General features: G+C 40.2%; 17 protein-coding genes, 1 tRNA gene and 1 pseudogene. 9 read left to right on the top strand and 10 right to left on the bottom strand.

What is annotated here, in order from left to right:
• The first annotated feature begins 66 nt into the window (after window positions 1-66).
• On the top strand, window positions 67-222 hold the full coding sequence (locus R2I63_RS08995; protein ID WP_316356971.1) for a GNAT family N-acetyltransferase: 156 nt from the start codon (window positions 67-69) through the stop codon (window positions 220-222).
• 95 nt (window positions 223-317) lie between these two features.
• Here R2I63_RS08995 and R2I63_RS09000 read toward each other — a convergent pair whose 3' ends face one another.
• Both R2I63_RS09000 and R2I63_RS09005 read right to left on the bottom strand, forming a co-directional pair.
• Entirely contained in the window at window positions 318-3,086 is a 2,769-nt protein-coding gene (locus R2I63_RS09000; protein ID WP_316356974.1) for a valine--tRNA ligase, read from the bottom strand.
• Between the two features lie 56 nt (window positions 3,087-3,142).
• On the bottom strand, window positions 3,143-5,974 hold the full coding sequence (locus R2I63_RS09005) for a protein kinase domain-containing protein (RefSeq protein WP_316356976.1): 2,832 nt from the start codon (window positions 5,972-5,974) through the stop codon (window positions 3,143-3,145).
• A gap of 95 nt (window positions 5,975-6,069) precedes the next feature.
• Between R2I63_RS09005 and trpS the strand changes: the two genes are divergently transcribed.
• Entirely contained in the window at window positions 6,070-7,095 is a 1,026-nt protein-coding gene (gene trpS, locus R2I63_RS09010; protein WP_316356981.1) for a tryptophan--tRNA ligase, read from the top strand.
• 126 nt (window positions 7,096-7,221) lie between these two features.
• On the opposite strand, the gene R2I63_RS09015 is transcribed toward trpS, so the two are convergent.
• The 4 genes from R2I63_RS09015 to dcd are packed head-to-tail and all read right to left on the bottom strand — an operon-like array spanning window position 7,222 to window position 10,591.
• Window positions 7,222-8,451, bottom strand: a complete 1,230-nt coding sequence (locus R2I63_RS09015; protein ID WP_316356985.1) for a hemolysin family protein — start codon at window positions 8,449-8,451, stop codon at window positions 7,222-7,224.
• Window positions 8,444-9,703 (bottom strand): hemolysin family protein, encoded by a 1,260-nt coding sequence (locus R2I63_RS09020; RefSeq protein ID WP_316356987.1) that lies wholly within the window; start codon window positions 9,701-9,703, stop codon window positions 8,444-8,446. The genes R2I63_RS09015 and R2I63_RS09020 overlap by 8 nt, the downstream gene beginning before the upstream one ends.
• Entirely contained in the window at window positions 9,700-9,981 is a 282-nt protein-coding gene (locus R2I63_RS09025) for a hypothetical protein (protein ID WP_316356990.1), read from the bottom strand. The genes R2I63_RS09020 and R2I63_RS09025 overlap by 4 nt, the downstream gene beginning before the upstream one ends.
• A gap of 43 nt (window positions 9,982-10,024) precedes the next feature.
• Entirely contained in the window at window positions 10,025-10,591 is a 567-nt protein-coding gene (gene dcd / locus R2I63_RS09030; protein WP_316356992.1) for a dCTP deaminase, read from the bottom strand.
• A 164-nt stretch (window positions 10,592-10,755) separates the two neighbouring features.
• On the opposite strand from dcd, the gene ruvB reads away from it, so the two are divergent.
• From ruvB to R2I63_RS09045, 3 genes are read left to right on the top strand one after another with little or no spacing between them, the layout of a single operon-like run.
• Complete coding sequence (gene ruvB / locus R2I63_RS09035) at window positions 10,756-11,790, top strand: Holliday junction branch migration DNA helicase RuvB (protein ID WP_316356995.1); 1,035 nt, start codon at window positions 10,756-10,758, stop codon at window positions 11,788-11,790.
• Window positions 11,780-13,018: a SpoIID/LytB domain-containing protein gene (locus R2I63_RS09040; RefSeq protein WP_316356998.1), complete on the top strand. Its 1,239-nt coding sequence runs from the start codon at window positions 11,780-11,782 to the stop codon at window positions 13,016-13,018. Before ruvB ends, R2I63_RS09040 begins: the two co-directional genes overlap by 11 nt.
• A gap of 36 nt (window positions 13,019-13,054) precedes the next feature.
• Window positions 13,055-13,426 carry a hypothetical protein gene (locus R2I63_RS09045; RefSeq protein ID WP_316357001.1) on the top strand — a complete coding sequence of 124 codons (372 nt, stop codon included), beginning with the start codon at window positions 13,055-13,057 and terminating at the stop codon, window positions 13,424-13,426.
• A 3-nt stretch (window positions 13,427-13,429) separates the two neighbouring features.
• Here the strand turns inward: R2I63_RS09045 and R2I63_RS09050 are convergent, their stop codons facing one another.
• The 4 genes from R2I63_RS09050 to R2I63_RS09065 all read right to left on the bottom strand — a co-directional run bounded on the left by R2I63_RS09050 (window position 13,430) and on the right by R2I63_RS09065 (window position 15,296).
• The gene (locus R2I63_RS09050; protein ID WP_316357003.1) at window positions 13,430-13,588 is read right to left on the bottom strand and encodes a hypothetical protein; all 159 of its coding nucleotides are present in this window, start codon (window positions 13,586-13,588) and stop codon (window positions 13,430-13,432) included.
• Between the two features lie 436 nt (window positions 13,589-14,024).
• Window positions 14,025-14,097: transfer RNA gene (locus tag R2I63_RS09055), tRNA-Ile, on the bottom strand.
• 373 nt (window positions 14,098-14,470) lie between these two features.
• Window positions 14,471-14,950, bottom strand: coding sequence for an IS630 family transposase (locus R2I63_RS09060; RefSeq protein WP_316357005.1), 480 nt, complete (start codon window positions 14,948-14,950; stop codon window positions 14,471-14,473).
• On the bottom strand, window positions 14,928-15,296 hold the full coding sequence (locus R2I63_RS09065; RefSeq protein WP_316357008.1) for an IS630 transposase-related protein: 369 nt from the start codon (window positions 15,294-15,296) through the stop codon (window positions 14,928-14,930). Before R2I63_RS09065 ends, R2I63_RS09060 begins: the two co-directional genes overlap by 23 nt.
• Before the next feature lie 34 nt (window positions 15,297-15,330).
• Between R2I63_RS09065 and R2I63_RS09070 the strand changes: the two are divergent.
• The 4 genes and pseudogenes from R2I63_RS09070 to R2I63_RS09085 all read left to right on the top strand — a co-directional run.
• Window positions 15,331-15,706: pseudogene (locus R2I63_RS09070) on the top strand (transposase); the annotation flags it as partial.
• Between the two features lie 216 nt (window positions 15,707-15,922).
• Complete coding sequence (locus R2I63_RS09075; RefSeq protein WP_316357011.1) at window positions 15,923-16,708, top strand: hypothetical protein; 786 nt, start codon at window positions 15,923-15,925, stop codon at window positions 16,706-16,708.
• A 119-nt stretch (window positions 16,709-16,827) separates the two neighbouring features.
• On the top strand, window positions 16,828-17,862 hold the full coding sequence (locus tag R2I63_RS09080; RefSeq protein WP_316357014.1) for a hypothetical protein: 1,035 nt from the start codon (window positions 16,828-16,830) through the stop codon (window positions 17,860-17,862).
• A complete protein-coding gene (locus R2I63_RS09085; RefSeq protein ID WP_316357017.1) occupies window positions 17,859-18,611 on the top strand; it encodes a hypothetical protein in 753 nt (250 codons plus the stop codon). The genes R2I63_RS09080 and R2I63_RS09085 overlap by 4 nt, the downstream gene beginning before the upstream one ends.
• The last annotated feature ends 235 nt before the right edge of the window (window positions 18,612-18,846 follow it).

The following is an 18,846-nucleotide window of genomic DNA, read 5'->3' on the forward strand; positions in this document are numbered from 1 at the left end:
TTTACACGCCAACAGATGAGAAAATCTAGGCACAACTCCTTGGAGAGGACTTCAGGGACACACCCTATGCATTTCTATGAGCAGACAAAGACAATTGAAGAAGCAAATCAATGGGTTTCTAAGGTGAAAGCACTCTACCGAGAGAGAAAAATAGGTTTTTTTGTTTGCGAGTTTAAGGAAACAGGAGAGTTTGTAGGAATTTGTGGCCTTTGGACAGCATGAGCTCTCTCATTGCATTTTTGTATGTCTAAACAATCTAGCCTCACAGTGAGATGGCAGAGCTCCGATCGACGGTCGATTCTTATTGGAGAGCAGGATCAAAGCCCTGATAACTTAGTTTCTGAAGCGCTCAATTTTTCTTGTGTTTCTTTGAGCGAGGCTTTTGTTTTTTCGACAAGCTCAGATGGGGCTCTTTCAACAAAGTTAGGATTTGCAAGCTGCTTTTCAAGAGACGTGATTTGTCCCTTCAGCTTTTCTTGCTCCTTTTTGAGGCGTTCTTTTTCTTTTTCAATAAGCTCACGTGGAAGAGGAATAGTAATCTTTACCTCTTTGACGAGCGCTGAAGAGGTGAATCCTGAAGGTTTTTCTGCTGGATTAAAGGAAAGCATGTTGACACGGACTAAAGAAGAAATGATGGCACGATGGGGCTCGATATCTTGAGTTTTTCCTTCTAAGATGACGTCGGTTGCAGCTGATGGGGGGAGTTGCATTTCGGCCCGGATATTACGGATGGCGTAGACAATTTCATTGAGAAAATCAAAGGACTTTTCAATGTCTGGGTTGATTGCCTTTTTATCAATGACTTTTGGGTAGGGGGCGCTGATGCAGGCTGGAGACCTTAAGGCTTTAATGGCTTCTGCTGTGTAGGGGTCAGTTTTTGACTCTTTGAGATGAGGAAAATGTTCTTTTAATTTTTGAAAGATCTCCTCGGTAATAAAAGGAGCGATGGGGTGCATCAAACGGATTGCAGCAAGCAGGACAATGGTTAACACCCGTTGTTTGTTGATGGTGTCTCCGCCCTTTCCAAAAAGGGTGGGTTTGGCCATTTCCACGTAGTAAGCACAAAATTCATCCCAGAAAAAGGTATAAGAGCGCATTGCCGCTCGATCAAAGTGGTATCCTTCAAGATGGGTGTTCATTTCTTCAATAGTGCGATTCAGAATGGAAAGGATCCATTCATCATCCAATGTCAATGGACCTAACCCTTTCTCAAAATCTTCAGAAGAAAGTTTTAGATTCATGAGGACAAAGCGGGAGCCATTCCACACTTTGTTCGTGAAATTCTTGAACTCTTCAAAGCGGCGGCGATCAAGATCGATTTGAGGGGAATGGGTGGCACTTGCAGCAAGAGCCATGCGCATTGCATCTGCTCCATAGGTGTTGATAATCTCAATAGGATCGATCACATTCCCCTTTGATTTTGACATTTTCTCCCACTTAGAAAAAACGTCTTTTTCTGTCTCGGCCTCTTTTTCTGAGAGGTAGGTGATCCCACCATTTTTGCTTTCTTTCCAGAAAGATTTTCCAAAGATGAGTCCTTGTAGAGAGGTCTCTGCAAAAGGAACTTCTCCAGTGATGTATTCTCCCATCATGATCATCCGAGCTACCCAGAAAAAGAGAATGTCATGTCCTGTAATCAGTGTTGTATTGGGGTAAAACTTTTTCAATTCATTTGTCTTGTGAGGCCAACCAAGAGAGCTAAAGGGCCAAAGAGATGATGAAAACCACGTATCTAGCACATCGGGATCTTGAGTCCAACCTTTGGGATCCTTTTCAACTTCAGGAGGTTTACCTTCTCCCTCATAGCAAAGGATTTTGCCGGATTCATGATACCAAATAGGAATGCGGTGGCCCCACCAAAGTTGTCTTGAAATGCACCAGTCGCGGAGGTTATTGATCCAATGGAAGTAGGTGTTTTCCCAGTTTTTGGGGATAATTTTGACTTTGCCAGATTTTACAGCATCGATCAGTTTTTCCTTAAAGGGCTCCATCTTGATGAACCACTGTTTTGATAGGAAGGGCTCGATGATTGCCTTTGAGCGGTAAGAGACACCCACTCTATGGGTGTAGGGAACGACTTTATCTAGGTGTCCGAGCTCTTCCATCCGTTTGACGATGTGACGACGAGTCTCTTCCATTGAGAGTCCCTCATACTCTAACCCATTTTCATTGAGAGTTCCATTAGGATTCAAAATGTTAATCAAAGGAAGGTCGTGTCTTTTCCCCAGTTCCCAGTCATTAGGATCATGCGCAGGGGTGATTTTGACCACTCCAGTTCCGAATTCTGCATCAACGTAGTTATCAGCAACAATCGGAAGTTTCCGACCCACAATTGGTAGAATCACATTTTTTCCAACAAGTGCTTGATAACGTTTGTCTTTTGGAGAGACAGCAACAGCAACATCTCCTAGCATTGTTTCAGGGCGCGTGGTGGCAATGGTTAACTCTCCACTCCCGTCCTCTAGGGGATAGCGAAAATGCCACAGCTTGGTCTCTTTCTCTTCGTATTCGACTTCGTCATCAGCAAGAGCAGTTTCGGTTACAGGATCCCAATTTACCAGGTAATCTCCCCGGTAGATGAGCCCTTCGTCAAACATCTTCTTAAAGAGGGTGCGGACAGCAAAATTTGCATCTTCATCCATGGTGAATCGTTTGCGCATCCAATCGCATGAGCAGCCCAGTTTTTTTAACTGGTCAGTGATCCGGCCTTCTGATTTTTCTTTCCATTTCCAGACATGCCCTAAAAATTCCTCGCGATCGAAGTCGGAGCGTCTTTTTCCTGTCTTGGCAATGAGGTTTTTTTCGACGACTGTTTGTGTTGAAATTCCTGCATGATCGAGACCTGGGACCCAGAAGGACTCGTATCCAAGCATTCTTTTCCAACGAATCATGACGTCTTGGAGGGAGTTAATAAGAGCATGTCCCATATGGAGCATCCCCGTCACATTAGGGGGAGGCATCACGATGCAGTAGGGCTTCTTATCGGAAAGAGGGTCGACATGAAAGAACCCTTTTCTTTCCCAAAAGTAGTACCATTTTTCTTCAACTAAATTGGGGCTATACGCCTTCGGGAGCTCTTCATCCATAGGCAACAATTATATCTTGGATCCTTTGTGAAATCCAGAAAAATCTGTTTTTCTTTTTAGATGAAATTGAGGGGGATCGCAGCTTTGGTGAACTCTTTGTCGATGAGAGCTTCATACTGAGCGGCTTTGCGAGGTTTATCAAGGCATGTGTAGTATAGGGTGAGTTGGCGGTAGAGCTGCAGTTTTTCCCAGAGGAAAGATTGATTAAACCAAGGCCCTTTAATATCGATATGCCCTTTGAGGAAATGTGCAAGGAGTGAGGGAGTCGAAGGGAAGGTTGCTTCTAGAAGGGGATCGAAGTGCTTAAGGGCGATATCTTCTCCTTTTGACTGGGCTAAATGGCACCCTTCTAAGATGAAATAAACCGAAGACTGGTTGTTTATAGGCTTTTTTTCGAGAAGTTTTTCGACTGCCCGGTTTTTCCCAGATAGGAGGAGAGCCCAGATGTGCTGGACATTAAACCTGGAATCCTTATCGAAATATGGAAGAAGCTTTGGAGCTCCCTCAATTGTGAGACCTTGATCGAAAAGGGCAGCAACAAGCTGCTTATTTCCCTTGGCTTGGAGTCGATCGAGTTTTTGAGTAAGAGTTGTTCCTTCATCAATGGCTATCTCAAAGGATTCCTTCAAGGCGCCAAAATCTTCATTGCGGTACTTGACAGATAGGATAAAGTCCATAAGTTTAGGATACCGAAGCTCAAAAAGAGCTAAGAGACCATTTTGAAGAAGAATCTCTCGATGCTTATATTCCTTGGGAATAGCTTGAACGAGCTCATAAAGGATATTGGGGCGTGCTAACCAAAAGGTGAGTTGAATAGAGAGTTGAAGGTGTTCTTCATTTTCGTCAGAAAAATTTGAGGGGGTAGTGATAAAAGGAAGATCTTCCCAACTTACTGTAAGGTTTTTGGTTAGGCGGTTGGTTTCTTTTAAGTTGTAAATTTTGGGAATGTGACGAAACGTTAGCAGGGTATATGCGTAAGCTCCGATCCGATCTTTTTGAGCCGTTTCATGCAGGCGAAAAAGGATATGTTCATCTAAGACGTAGCGGAGTGGGTGCTTGGGGAATTTTCTTACTCCGAGCTCTAAACATTTAAGCTCTTCCTCCAAATTATTTTCAGCCTGATAGACAAGGGCTTTTCCTAGGTACTCAATCGGAGCTCCAGGGCTTTGGTGAAGGGTTTCAAATTCGTCGAGGGCCTTTTGAAAATACTCTTTAGACTTGCTCTTGTTGTCCTGAGCTTGTCTGATCAATGCATATCCTGCACGAAATACCGCCTCTCTTCCCTCAGGGCGTCCTTTAAACGAGCTTGCAATTCGTCTGTACTCTGTAATTGCTCGATCGAAATCCTTATTCAAAAGGAAGGCATCGGGGACAGCAAGGCAATTAACGAGGACATTTTGACTTCCTGAGGAGAGTTGAATAGGGGAGATTTCAAATTCGACATCTTTTGACACAATTCCAAAGTGGCCACCCACAAGTGGAGTGTGGCTCATATAAACCATTTTCTGCACGTCGTTAATAAGAAGTCGAACAAAGCTATCTTGCCTTTCCACTGCAATATTATAAGCTTCTCCAGGTTCCAAGAAAACATCGTCAACGCGGGTGACTTCAACATTGTCACGGAAAAGTTTACATCCTGGGGCTTCCTTTGAACCAATCCATACGAGAAATCCTTTTTGCAAACTTTCTCGATGACTATCATCGGGGATACATAACATGATACCAATGCCTCCGTTATTTTCTAGTGGACGGACAAGGGCTTGGACTTGGATGTTTCCTGAGTAAGATTCTTTTGAAAGCATGATCAAGACCCATTCCATTAGTCCTGCATAACGGGAAATTGCCATTTGTTTTGTTAACATGACACTCTCTTGGAATTCCCAGTCTATGGCTCGGTTGATGTCAAGTTGTTGCATGGGGATCCAGTCTGGACGCCCCTGAATATAACGCTGTACTTCTGTGATGATTTCTTTTACTGAGTCATAACGTTGTTTAGGGTCGGGGTGGAGACTCTTGAGAGTAATACGTGTGAGTTGTTGAGTGATTTCTCGAAAGGGAGCGACTTCTTGAGGGTCGATAGGGGGCTCAAATCCGTTGTCTCGAAGTTGTTGTCGCCATTCCTTGAGCTCTCGAGGGCGCCTATAGGGAAGTTGTAAAGTTAGCATAAAATGAAGGATGACTCCAAGGGAATAGATATCACTTTTGATGGTTGCAGGTTGACGGAATGCCCGTTCAGGGGACATATAGTCGATTGTTCCAGCTGCGGCTCGGATATTGGATTGGTCTTTTCCTGGAGTATCGCCTTCTTCATCTTCCACTTCATCGACATTGACGATCTCAGTGGCTACTCCCCAATCAAGAATGGTGACTTCGTTATACTCTCCGACGATGATGTTTTCAGGTTTGAGGTCCCGGTGAAGGAAGCCTTTTGAATGAGTGTGTTCAATTGCCTGACAAATATTGAGGAAGGCCAGCATTAAAGAGGGAATCGATCCTCCCATGATATGAGGAGGGAGGCCATTGTCATTGGCCATTCGTGTTTTAATGAGGATCATTCGAAGTGTGTCACCCTGAAGGTAGGGCATCGTATAGTAGAGGTTATCCTCATTTTCATGGAGGTCATAGATTGGAACAATCGTTGGGTGTGCTAGCTGTGCTGCAATTTGCACTTCTTTTTTGAATCGATTGCATGCCTTTTTTTTAGTCTTTCGTTTAGGCGTAATTCTTTTGAGAGCAACCTGACGACCACAGATAGGATCATCGGCAAGAAAGACTTCACCCATCCCCCCCATCCCAATCAATTTTAGGATCGTGTATCGTCCAATCTGAAAGGGGTATTCATACACAGGGACTTCATCTTCGTCTTTCGGTTTTTCTTTTCGTTCCATTTTTTCTAGATTTTGTTTTGAAAATGTCTCTTTCTTGCACAATAGCAAACTTTTTCTACTTTCTCCAAAGAAAAAATCATGGTACACTGAACTTTATGACAAAGAGACACACCATTTTAACCGGAGACCGTCCTACCGGTCCGCTTCACTTAGGACACTTTGTAGGGTCATTGCGAGCCCGCGTCGAGCTTCAAGAGAGCTGCGATCAGTACGTAATGATTGCTGACCTCCAAGCTTTGACTGATCATGCCAAAAATCCAGAAAAAGTGCGGGAAAGTGTTCTTCAAGTCGTTTTAGATTATCTTGCAGTGGGAATTGATCCTGTAAAGACCACGATTTTTATTCAGTCTCTTATCCCAGCCCTTTCTGAACTCACAATTTACTACCTCAACTTGGTCACATGGAATCGCCTCAAACATAACCCGACTGTAAAACAAGAAATTGTTCAAAAGGGGTTTGGAGAAAGCGTTCCTGCTGGATTTATGACTTATCCCATTTCGCAGGCTGCCGATATCACAGCTTTTAAAGCGGATCTGGTTCCGGTTGGAGAAGATCAAAAGCCGATGATTGAACAGACCAATGAAATTGTCCGCGCCTTTAACCGTACTTATAACACTGATGTTTTAGTTGAAGCAAAAGCACAAATCCCCAAAATTGCTCGATTGCCAGGAACTGATGGACAATCAAAAATGGGAAAATCACTCAATAATGCGATCTCTCTCTCGGATACCCCCGACCAGGTTTCCAAGAAAGTCAAAAAGATGTACACCGATCCGAATCATCTTCAAATCGAAGACCCAGGAAAAGTTGAAGGAAATCCCGTATTTAGCTATCTCGATGCTTTCGGTACGGATCGTGATAAAATTCATGAATTAAAAGCTCACTATAAAAGAGGCGGACTTGGAGATGGAACCGTCAAAAAGTATCTCCTAGAAGTTCTTTTAGAGTTTCTTGAGCCTATTCATAAAAGGCGGGCCCAATTTGGAGAGGATACGGACGCAGTCATGGATATTCTTAGGAAAGGAACTGACAGGGCTAATAAAACAGCATCTCAGACCCTTAGGGAAGTGCGTGCTGCGATCGGAATCAACTATTTTGAACCTGCCTCTCTCCCCTCATAGACTCCAAAAATTCATAAAGACTGGAGATATTTGGATAGCAGCCTGATCTCACTGAAACGGAAACAGCCTTGAGTAAACCTTTTCCCATATAGAAAATTTTTGCACCAGAAACATCTGAAGTATTACCTAAGAGACGGAGCTGATAAGAATCGTGCGGCCTGCGATAAAGGAAGTTTCTTCGACTGAAAACTCAAAAGAGTCTATGCGGACAGAATCACCAAGATCAGGGCGACGCCCGAGGGAAAGCTCCATAAGATCTTCAAGGGTTTCTCCATCTTCCTTAATCGGAAGGTTGATGTGAAGCCATTTGTTAATATCAGCAATGGCGGTGTCTCCAGGAAACGATCGATCAACAAGGACTTTTCGTTGCTCAGGAATATACTCTCCAAATGAAATCCAATCATCACGGTGCCCAAAAATTTCATCCACGACAGCATCAAGGGTGAGACTTCCTATGGCCTCTCCTTTTTCATTCAAAACAATAGCTAAACTCTGGTTGTTTTGTCGAAACTCTTTCATGATTTCGAGAACTGAGTTGGCCTCTGTAATAAACCATGGAGAGCGACAATAAGCACGCAGACGAGTATCATCCGCGTGACGGAGAAGATCTCGAGGGTAAGCAACAGCAACAATGTTCTTCGGGCTTTTATGATAGACAGGAATGAATGGAAAAGGTTGGCGATCGAGAAGCTGCTTAAGATCTCCAATCGTTTGCTCTGAAGGAATGCATTTCATCTCTTCAATAGGATCCATGAGATCCTTTGCCGTCTTGTTTTTTAATGAGAAAATATTCATTAAGACCGGGTCAAGCTCTTCTGATGGGGTATCATCTCTTTCTTCAATAGCTTTCTGAAGCTCTTCTCGCGATAAGTAGAGACCCGAGAGGCTCTTCACTCCAAAAAGAAAATTGATAAAGCGACAAATGAGATCAAGGATAAAAACAATGGGTCGAAGAATATAGGACGTTAGGTGCAGAATAGGGATCCCCAACATACACACATTTTCCGCATAGCGACGCGCTGCAAACATCGGCGCAAGTTCAGCAAAAATAAGGACAATAAAAATTTGGGTGATCGGCGCCCAGTCAGGACTGAGGTCAAGTGAAGAATAAAAACGGCGTGCACACTCAGAACCAAACTGCATTGCAGTATTTATCCCTATAAGAGTGGTTCCAAAGAGTCTCGTGGGGTTGTTAAGGAGCCTGCTGAGCCATTTTGCCCTTCTATTTCCTTGACTCACGTAAAATTGGAGTCGGACCCGGTTGAAAGAAACTGCTGCCATTTCAAGCATCGAGTAAAACCCTTGGACAATCAGGGATACAACAATAAGAAGAAGAAAAAAAGTCCAATTAGCCATCTTTTTTCCTTTTGGCAGGCTTAAGATGACGAATATAGACACGTCGAACACGATTGTTGTCTGAAGCTAGAACATGGAAAAGAAAACCATGACGCTCGATTTTAGTTCCACTCTTCGGAATATCTCCGAGTTGTTCTGTAAGCCATCCTCCAATTGTCGCCATGTTATTTGGACTTTCTAAGTGGTAGTCAAAAATCTCCTCAAATTCGAGCAGTTCAAGCTTACCACTGGCTATAATGATATCAGAAGAAGCCCTAGTATAATGGCTTTTCTCATCCCGCCGATCGGCGATCTGTCCAATGACTGTTTCTACAAGATCTTCAAGGGTAATGAGCCCCGAAACAGATCCATACTCATCAACAACCATGACCATTGTTTCTTGCAACTTGTAAAAATGCTCAAGAAGTGCCCTGCTAAGCATCGATTCTGGAACATAATTGGGTTTTCTCAAGAATGGGATGATGTCGTGACTTGACTTTAAGTGATTGCGATGGAGAAAGAAGCTCCCACTTGTCATGATTCCCAAGACATTTTCAATCGACCCATTACACACCGGGATGCATGTACACTCTTCATCAACAAAAAGGTGAATAAGAGCTGAAAGAGGGTCATTAATGTTAAAAAACAAAACCTCGCTCCTAGGACACATCAACTCTTTTACAAGATCTTCTTCTAAGTTGAGATATCCTCGGACAAGCTTTGCTTCCTCACTGCTCACTGCTCCTGTTTGTTGAGAACTGCGCAAGGCTATTTTCAGCTCTTCAATTTCAATATCGCTCTCTTTTCGAAGATAAAAGAAAAAAAATTTTGAAATTCCTGTTGTGATAAATGTGATCGCGTCGCGAAGTGGCTTTAAAAAAACCTCAACGCCTCGGATAATAGGAGAGACGCGGTAAGCAATCCAGGTGTTTTTGGGATAGGCAATCGATTTGGGAATGACTTCTCCAAAAATAAGCGTTAAGGCAAGTGGGACACCGACAGTTAGTGGCCAACTAGTAAATGTTCCAAAAATCCCAGAGACCACATTTTGAACTAAAATGTTCATTACTACATTCAGCATTAAAATTGTGACAAGAAGTTTTCTGGGCTCAGAAAGGAGGCGTGCAATGAGGCGCCCACGTGGATCCTCCCCCAGGCGAAAGGCTCGTACCTTCATCGAGGAGAGGGAAAAAAGTGCTGTTTCTGAAGCAGAGAGGAAACCGGATGTGAAGATTAAAACGACAAGAATTACAATGAGAGTCGGCAATGTCATTGAAATACCACTTTTAGTTCTCCCTCAGCCGTCACACCAAGCTTTTCCTTCAGAATAAGCTCAACAAAATCAGGGTCATTTTGGCTATTTATCCGAAGTAGAAGCTCTTCTTTTTTCTCCATTGCGTCCATTTTTGCTGTGGCAAGGGTATCTACCCTTTCCTGCAGTGTAGCAACTAATTGATTTTTCTTGTGAATTGCCTGAATATAAATCGCCCCTGCCATCAAAATGAAGGCAACAACCCACCAATTCTTGAGTAAAATAAGATGGAATCTCATGAATCTGTCCCACTACTATAAAGGTTAGAATTTTGAGGTAGGGTCATACCGACGGGACAGTAATTCCTCTTTGTTTCATATACTTGCCTGCACGATCAGCATAGGAAATTTCGCACATTTGCTTTGCTTCAAAAAAGAGGACTTGAGCGATTCCCTCGTTCGAGTAGATTTTTGCTGGCAAAGGAGTGGTATTAGAAATTTCAATCGTCACATGTCCCTCCCATTCTGGTTCAAATGGGGTAACATTGACAATGATTCCGCAACGAGCATAGGTTGATTTCCCCAAGCAAACAGTGAGACAACTCCTAGGGATGCGGAAATACTCTATAGTGGAGGCTAGAGCAAAAGAATTCGGAGGAATAATGCAGTGGTCTCCTTCGATGTCAACAAAAGCATCCTCTGTAAAATTTTTTGGATCGACAATCGAGTTATGAACATTGGTGAACACCTTAAAGCGGTTGCCCACCCGGACATCGTATCCATAGCTTGAAAGGCCATAGCTGACGATCTTATGATTTTCGATGCTCTTAACCTGGGAATCAACAAAGGGTTTAATCATTCCTTCTTCGAGAGCCATTTTTCTAATCCATTTATCTGCTTGTAAACTCATTTAATCACCTATTTTCGAAAGAACTGTCCCTTAGTATGCTTTGATAAATAGAAACATCTTCGGTCAGAACCTTTTTTCATGTTTTGCACTTTAGATATAGCGCTTGAATTCCTTTTCTTGCTACTATTTTTTCATATGGCATGCATCTTAGGAAACACAAAATTATGACGAAACCACCATTTGTACAGTCGTCTTGGACAAAACGAGACCAGAAGCTTGAATTGAAACTGCGCCCGGGATCTCTAGGTGAATTTATTGGGCAACCTGCAGTGAGGGAAAAACTAGATGTCTTTGTAGGTGCTGCAAAAAAACGGGGCGAGGCCCTAGGGCACTCCTTATTCTATGGACCCCCAGGACTGGGCAAGACCACTCTGGGTCATATTATTGCTCAGGAGATGGGGACTGACCTAATTGTTGCTTCAGGCCCGTCGATTGACAAGCCTGCCGATTTAGCAGGGATTCTTACCAACCTAAAAGAAGGGGATATTCTCTTTATTGATGAAATCCACCGCCTTAACCGAGCTGTCGAAGAATACCTTTACCCTGCAATGGAAGACTTCTCCCTTGACCTAATGCTTGATTCAGGCCCTCAAGCTCGGAGTGTCCAAGTAAAGCTGAATCCTTTTACGTTGATTGGAGCAACAACCCGTATGGGCCTTTTGAGCGCTCCATTGCGCTCCCGTTTTGGATTTACCTGCCGACTCGATTATTACCCTTCTGATCTCGTAGCAAATATTCTTTCCCGTTCTTCCTCGATTCTTGGTGTTGACATCAACGAAGAATCGATTTTCGAAATCGCAAAACGAGCTAGAGGAACGCCGCGTATTGCAAACAATCTTCTAAAGTGGGTTCGCGACTATTCTCAGATGAGAACCGATAGTAAACTGGACAAGGTCTCAACACGAACCGCTTTAGAAATGCTAGATATAGACTTTCTCGGGCTCGATGAAATGGACAAGAGAATGCTTAAACATATTATTGACCACCACGAGGGAGGTCCTGTCGGCATCGGAACCATCGCCGCTGCATTAGGAGAAGAATCCTCTTCTCTAGAGGAGGTTAATGAGCCCTTTCTCATTATGCAAGGCTTTATTCGCCGTACACAGCGGGGAAGAGAAGTAACAAAACTCGCCTATCAACATCTCGGTCGCGTATCTGCGACTAATCAATTTTCTGGAGAAACACTTAATGAAAGTTAAGCACCTTTTACTCTTTATTTTGATTCCTCTCTTTGTCTTCTGCAAAGAGAGTATAAAAATACCTGAGAGAGAAACAGGAAAACCCGCAACAATCAAAGTCTTACTCCAAAGAGATTCCGATGGAATCCTTCTTGAAGCGCGGGGGCCTTTTGTTGTTTACAATCCAGAAAATGGAAAAAAAGTAAGCTCTGGACGCCGTGGAAAACGATTTTATCTGTATCCTCATGAAGAAGGAATCAAATGGGGAGAGAATTTTTTAGGAATTTTCCAACTACAAATTGCTCCAACAAGTGCCGACACCACTTTTTTGGTGGATGGTGTGCAATACCGGGGGGCAATTGAAATTTACCATATCGAAGGAAGTCTCAGCGTTATTAACGAAGTCGATGTAGAAAGCTATGTAAAAGCCACCCTAACAGAAGAGCTTAGTGGGAGCAGTTTTCCTCCGAATGTTATGGATTCGATCGCAATTATTTCTCGAACGGATGCCTATTATAAAGCCCTCATGAATTACGATGCTTTTTGGCATGTCCTGGCAAAAGAAGTAAACTATCATGGTGCAGGTCTCACCCTACAGAATTTAGATATTGATAAAGCAGTCGATAACACCCGCTACCTTGTGATGACTTATGAGCAGCAACCCTTTCCAGGAAGTTGGACTGAGAATTCTGGAGGAAAAACAGCCAGCTATGCCTCTATCTTTAGAAAAAACACTTCGACTCCAAGTGGTATAGAAACCCCTTTCGCTATGAAGTACCGGGCCGATACTCATTGGTCTCTGACCGTCAATACTCAGGAACTCGCGAAAGTTGTAAAAACTAACCGTATAACGGGAATGGATCTTTTTGTTGATCATTTTTCTGGGCGCGTCTATGCCGCTCGATTGCACGATGGAACCCATCAAGAAGACGTTGATTTTATGGCGCTTCAAACCGCTCTTGGAAGCGACAAGCTCAAAAGCAATGACTTTACCGTATCCATCAAAGGAAATATTGCCGTTTTTGAGGGATATGGGAAAGGGACTGGTGTTGGTTTGTGCCTCTATAGTGCAAAGCAAATGGCTGAAAGAGGCGATGATGCACCTGAGATCCTTTCTGAGTTTTTTCCAGGAACTACAATTGAGAAAATGCGCGCCTACCCTGAAGCAATTGTTTCGGCCCACAAAAGCTCTTTTGTTTCCCCCAAGCAAAAGCAAGCAGCGAAGAAAAAATATAAACTACTACACTAAAGTGATGCATTTTTCACCACAACCCAGGAGCTCAATATGGCAAAACCTCTGATTGCAAAGAATAAAGCTAAAGCCCTTTCGACAGCGCTCCTGCTCGTTGGGGTAGCCATTATGTTCTTCCTTGATGATTGGTGGCCTGCTGTTATGATTGTTATCGGCATACCTCTATCTCTAAAGCAATTTCTGACGGGACGCTTCAACGATGCAGCCATCAGCCTTTTTGTCTTTGTAGGCTTCTTTATTATTGCCCAATTCAATATCTCATGGAAAGTCCTCGTTCCAATCTTCTTTATTATGGCAGCGGTTTATATCCTCTGTAAAGAGTGGGTAAGCACATCCACGGGTGAGGATGACGGCGAGGAAACCCCAAGTATTGAGGTTGACGATGAAAAGGATAAAGACTCCTAGATATTAAAGTGAGAAAAATCGGTGGCGCAGGGCTTCTTTTGGAGAGGGCCGATCTATAGAATTCAGCTCTGTCAGCTGTAGCATAAGGTCTTTGTCTTTTTCGAGTTCTTCTTGAGCTTCAGTATTCCAACTTGAGATTCCATTTTGAGCAAGAAATGTCACAAAGCTTAAGATTTCATAAGCCTCAGACTCGTTGAAAAGTTGACCAGGGTCCCCATATTCTATTCTTTCAATGAAGGAAGTGATGTTGTCATAAGATAGATTCTCATACTTGAGGAAGTCCCAAGCAGAAAAGAAAGCGCGCTTTTGGATTGGAATAGAACCTATAAGGGGAGCATTCCAAATGAGTGCTGGCCAACAGAAAAAGAAAAGAAGTTTTCCAAATTTTATGTCGACTATCTCATTTGTCTAAGAATGAAAAAATTTAGTTGATTGAACTAAAAATGTAAAGTCTTGCTTTCTTTGGATTCTTTTATGAGGATAAGATGGTTTAGGGCTCTTGAGTAAAAAAACACTTCAATCCTGACATAATGCCTTTTTGGATGAATGAAAGGATGTAAGTTAGGAGAAATTTGCTTAGATAGAGTGAGTTAAAAAATGGGGCAGGTAGGACTTGAACCTACGACCAACGGATTATGAGTCCGCGGCTCTAACCACTGAGCTACTGCCCCCAATAGGAAAGAACAAGTGGGTCATTGTAGCAATTGAGGGATTATTTGTAACGGTCTTTGCTGTTTGCCTCTTTTTAGTAATAAAGAGAGTGAGAGGCAATTTTCTAGAAAATTATTCGTACGTTTGTTTTTGAGTGTGTTTCCTTGATAAAAAACAGGACGATTAAAGAAAGGAAGGTCACAGCGGGAATGAGGAGAAAGCCCAGTTGAAATCCTGCAGTTGTGGGCCTTGTGACGCCCTCCGGAAGAACAGATTGAATGAGGGCATGTACGGAGTTGTCAAACAAGATTTTAATAATAAAGTGCAGGGTGTAGGCAAATCCAAAAACGGTAGCTGCAACAATGGGGATATAGTTAAATTATTTTATTTTAGTTATAGTCGATATTCCTTGAAAAGTTCATCTATTCCGCATCGATATTTTCTTCGCTTAGACTTTGCCTGAGCCCACTTGTGTTCAATTGGATTTAAATCAGGAGAATATGGAGGGAGATATTCTAAGGTATGTCCTGCAGCTTTAATCCTTTGCTGCATAAATTTACCTTTATGGAACGCAGCATTATCCATAACTATGACGCTTTCAGTAGACAACTTTGGTAACAAGTCTTGCTCGGTCCAAGCAGTGAAAGCATCTGTATTAATTGCGCAATCGAATAGGGCAAGGGTAAGAAGACTTTTCCCAATGAGTGCTCCTATTACATTGGTCCGACCTTTTGCTCCCCAGTCATGAGTGCCAAAGCAACGCTCTCCTATTTTTGCATAACCATGAGTTCGAGGCATATCATGCGTAAATCCACTCTCACCAATATATACAACTGGCATTCCCAATTTTTTATATTTTGCAATTTTTTGCACGAAGGCCTTTCTTTTTTTTTCGCAAGCTTTGGGATGGTTTAGTGTGTTTTTTATAGCTGATTTTTAGCCGCTTCATCGCACTACGAATGCCTGAGGCGGTTACGTTTAAACGATTGGCTCGTTCATAGCAGAAGGCATCTGGATATTCTTCGATGTCCCCCATTAAAGTCTCTTTATCAATCTTGATCGCAGGTCTATTCTTAGTTTGTTTGGGCTCTATTTGTTTAGAGCAAAGAAATAAACTGTTGACGCTTACACCAAAACGTTTTGCTGCTTGTGCAAAGCTCAATTTTTCTCTGCTTCGAATTGACAGTGCTTTTTTTCTAAAATCCAATGAATAGGTCATCCAAAAGACGATAACTAAAATAAAAATTTTTAGCTATATGTCTCCGACAAAAGAGGAGGGAATAAAAGCGATGGATCGCTTCATTTCTCTCTATGAAGCAAAGCACCCAAAGGCATGTAAATGCTTGACGAAAGATGAGGATCAGCTCTTCACTTTCTATGACTATCCAGCCCAGTATTGGCAGCACATTAGGGCGACAAACCCGATAGAATCAACCTTTGCAATGAGTTAGGCACCGGTCGAGACAAATAAAGGGAAGTGGCTCCAGGATAGCGACGCTGTCAATGGTGTTTAAGCTCTCAATGTCAGCAGAATCCTATTGGAGAAAACTCCGTGGCAGTCAGATGATTTCAAAGGTCATGAATGGGGTCCAATTTAAGGACGGAGAAGGGTTAAAGAAAGTGGCTTAAAAATGAAGAAAACCAAGGGTACGCTTAGATGCTCAGACACAACATATTGACAATATCTCTGGCTGCATAATCCTGAAGAGTAGAGGAAATAGGTAGCTCATATCTTAACGACCATTTTTTGCAACAGAACCCTAAGCAGAGAGTCAACAAATTTATTGACATAAAGACTGAATAAGAGCAATGTAGTTTTTTGAAAAATAAGGAAAAATATCAACAATGAGATTAGCCTCATTATCCAGATTAATCATTGCCCCAGGATTTTTTATAAGCAAAAGACCTGCACATAGCTTAGCAACAGGAAGCAAGAGTTTTACTGCTAAAGCTGTAGAAGAAAAAGCAAGCTCTGTTGCTTTAAGAAACATCTCTGACTATGCAAATATATTTACACAATCAGAAGGTAAAGTCATTATTCATGCAACTATAGACGAGGAAAGTTCAGCAAAAAAAAGAATGACATTCGTAAAATTGTATATGTATGCGAATTATTTGATTGGCAACAGGGAGATTTCTTTATTGGACCTTACAAAGGTTTGTAATAAAGAAGGTTATAAATCAATCCTAAAAGGAAGCTCCAAACGCACACCAGTTCAAAGTGGCAATTTTAAAAGTTCACTAAAATCAAATCAAACAAAAAATTTATTTCAATTATTCGATGATGAATATGGAAAGCTACAAATCAGCTTGACCAATAAAGGGTTACATCAAGTACAAAATCTTGCAGACAGGTTAAATTTTGTTGATTTTAAAGAACCCCAAGGAAAACTAAAAGATATTTTAACTATCATTAAAAAAGAAAATTTACTAAAAGATGCTAATCCTGTTTATATAAAAAACCTTGCAAAGTCGTGTGCAAAAAATGAATATATCATTCAGACAGGGAATTTAAGATCTTTATTGTCTAGGAAATTTGCGAAGCAATTATTTATCTTTGATAGAGAAAGAGATACGGTAAAACTTAGTCCTATAGGGATAAAAACAATTAATAAGATAACGTGTACTTAGAGAATTTCATGTGCAAAGGGGATTTAGATATAGGCTCAGAAATATTATATATATGAATTTTTCTCAATAAAAGTGATTATCTAGATAGGTATATCAAATGCTTAAATAAGGAATTAAAAATGATGATTAGAAGTATACAAAAAAATGCTAGTACTTTTTTTAGAAATTATAATTTTCAAAGAAAATACACTCTTTTTAATAAAATTAACGATATCGTAATTAATGAAAATAATTTTTCCGAAAATAAAAAAACTTTATTAAATAACAACATTAATAGATTAGAAAAAGATTTATTTTCTGTTGATTTGATAAATGGCCGTGTTTATCTTCATCTACCTTTTGAAGAAGGAAAAACATCTAAAAAAAGAGAAACATTAGTTAAAATATATTCCTTGATAAAAACAAAAATTCTTCAAAATCCAAATATTTGTGTTAAAGAATTAAAAAAACTTTGTGATAAACATAGATTAAAAGTTAATAGCGGAGATTTAAAAAGAAGCTTGATGAATAAAAAAAGTTTTTTGTTTGAAAAAAATAAATTTTCTCTATCTGATGAAGGAATAAAAGAGGCTATTCTTGAGCTCAATAAACTTAGTGCATTTGATTTGAGCGAACCAAAAGGTAGAGCAAATGATGTAATTTTTATTATGAATAAAGAAAAACTAGTTAATAAGCCAGTCAAAGTATCTGATTTAGCAAAAATTTGTACTCATTATGGATATAAAGTAAGCACTACAGATTTAAGAAAGGCTGTTTTTTCATTTAATTCTCAACAATACTTTATAATTCTTGAAAATGATTATTTAACATTAAGTCCATTAGGAAAAAAAATTTACGATCGAATTTCATTTTTAAATTCTTCAAATGAAGGTATAAAAAAAAAGAGTCTAAAAAATAGCGATAATTATTCTGTTTATAAATGTTTTTCTAATGAAGAACCTAGTTATATTGGAATAACAAAAAAAATTAAAAGAAGAAAAAAAGAGCATCACAGGAATAATAGGGATCAGTTAGTTCCAATAGAACATTTAAATCAATTAACCAAGAATGAAGCAAGAGTTATTGAACAAGCATTAATTGATTTTCATGGGCTAAAAAAAAATGGAGGAAGACTAAGAAATAAAATCAATAGCATAAAAAGGAGATTGATATGAATCTTATCTTTAGTTTAAGGAATATTGACAATTTTTTTTATAAAAACTTTAAATACCACTTAAAATCTAATAGAATGTTTAAGTCCGAATTAAATAAAAATAGTTTGCAAATTATTTTAGATAAAAATATCAATAAAACTGACCATCAAAAACCAAGATTAATGACAACGAATGATTATCCACTCTTGTTTACAAATAAAGGATATAAAGTATTTTTTCATGGGAATATTTTAGGTAAAACAATTGCTGAAAAAAGAATACATTTTGTTGCAATGAACCTTTTAGGATATCTTTTGGAAAAACAACCTAATGTTGATTTGCAAGATCTAGTAGAAAGTTGTAACATTAGGAATTTAAAGTGTAATGCATCGAGCTTAAAATCAAGTTTTTTATCAGAAAAAAACCGAGTTCTTTTTAGTCTGATTAAAAATACAAAAACTGTTTCTGTAGGTTTAACGCCCGAAGGGGTGAAAAAAACTTTAAATTTAGCAGATAGATTATGCATAGATTTGGAAGCAATAGATATCCCAGAAGGAAAGTTAAAAGATATTCTTATTATTTTTAAAAGTAATAATTGGGAAGATAAAATTGTTAGTATGAAGTTATTATATAATTTTGCCGAAAAAAATAATTTGAAGTTAAGTGGAATAAAACCAACAATATTTAGATCTCATCAATATTTTATTATTTTTAGTAAGTCTGCTATTAAGCTTAGCCCAAAAGGCTTAATTTCTATTAATTTAATATAATTAGATGAAAGTAAGAAAAATACATCATTTTGTGAAAGAAAAATTTTAGTGAACAGGAAAAGGCCCAGTTGAATAAAAGAGGTATACCGACTTAGGATAGGCTTTGTTGCATAATTCAACCTAACTCTTTTATTAATGGATTTTCCTACAAAAAGGCATCTATTGTGCCTGAAAAAGCTGATAAAGAACAACAAGAGAAAAGGCTAGAAGAGTACGAAAAACTTAAGGCAATTTA

It is taken from the genome of Candidatus Neptunochlamydia sp. REUL1 (genome assembly GCF_963457595.1).
Taxonomy (GTDB): domain Bacteria; phylum Chlamydiota; class Chlamydiia; order Chlamydiales; family Simkaniaceae; genus Neptunichlamydia.

Bases quoted from the DNA above. Each gene is read 5' to 3' on its own strand.
- R2I63_RS08995 (WP_316356971.1), top strand. From the start codon at position 67: ATGCATTTCTATGAGCAGACAAAGACAATTGAAGAAGCAAATCAATGG.
- R2I63_RS09000 (WP_316356974.1), bottom strand. From the start codon at position 3,086: ATGGATGAAGAGCTCCCGAAGGCGTATAGCCCCAATTTAGTTGAAGAA.
- R2I63_RS09005 (WP_316356976.1), bottom strand. From the start codon at position 5,974: ATGGAACGAAAAGAAAAACCGAAAGACGAAGATGAAGTCCCTGTGTAT.
- trpS (WP_316356981.1), top strand. From the start codon at position 6,070: ATGACAAAGAGACACACCATTTTAACCGGAGACCGTCCTACCGGTCCG.
- R2I63_RS09015 (WP_316356985.1), bottom strand. From the start codon at position 8,451: ATGGCTAATTGGACTTTTTTTCTTCTTCTTATTGTTGTATCCCTGATT.
- R2I63_RS09020 (WP_316356987.1), bottom strand. From the start codon at position 9,703: ATGACATTGCCGACTCTCATTGTAATTCTTGTCGTTTTAATCTTCACA.
- R2I63_RS09025 (WP_316356990.1), bottom strand. From the start codon at position 9,981: ATGAGATTCCATCTTATTTTACTCAAGAATTGGTGGGTTGTTGCCTTC.
- dcd (WP_316356992.1), bottom strand. From the start codon at position 10,591: ATGAGTTTACAAGCAGATAAATGGATTAGAAAAATGGCTCTCGAAGAA.
- ruvB (WP_316356995.1), top strand. From the start codon at position 10,756: ATGACGAAACCACCATTTGTACAGTCGTCTTGGACAAAACGAGACCAG.
- R2I63_RS09040 (WP_316356998.1), top strand. From the start codon at position 11,780: ATGAAAGTTAAGCACCTTTTACTCTTTATTTTGATTCCTCTCTTTGTC.
- R2I63_RS09045 (WP_316357001.1), top strand. From the start codon at position 13,055: ATGGCAAAACCTCTGATTGCAAAGAATAAAGCTAAAGCCCTTTCGACA.
- R2I63_RS09065 (WP_316357008.1), bottom strand. From the start codon at position 15,296: ATGACCTATTCATTGGATTTTAGAAAAAAAGCACTGTCAATTCGAAGC.
- R2I63_RS09075 (WP_316357011.1), top strand. From the start codon at position 15,923: ATGAGATTAGCCTCATTATCCAGATTAATCATTGCCCCAGGATTTTTT.
- R2I63_RS09080 (WP_316357014.1), top strand. From the start codon at position 16,828: ATGATGATTAGAAGTATACAAAAAAATGCTAGTACTTTTTTTAGAAAT.
- R2I63_RS09085 (WP_316357017.1), top strand. From the start codon at position 17,859: ATGAATCTTATCTTTAGTTTAAGGAATATTGACAATTTTTTTTATAAA.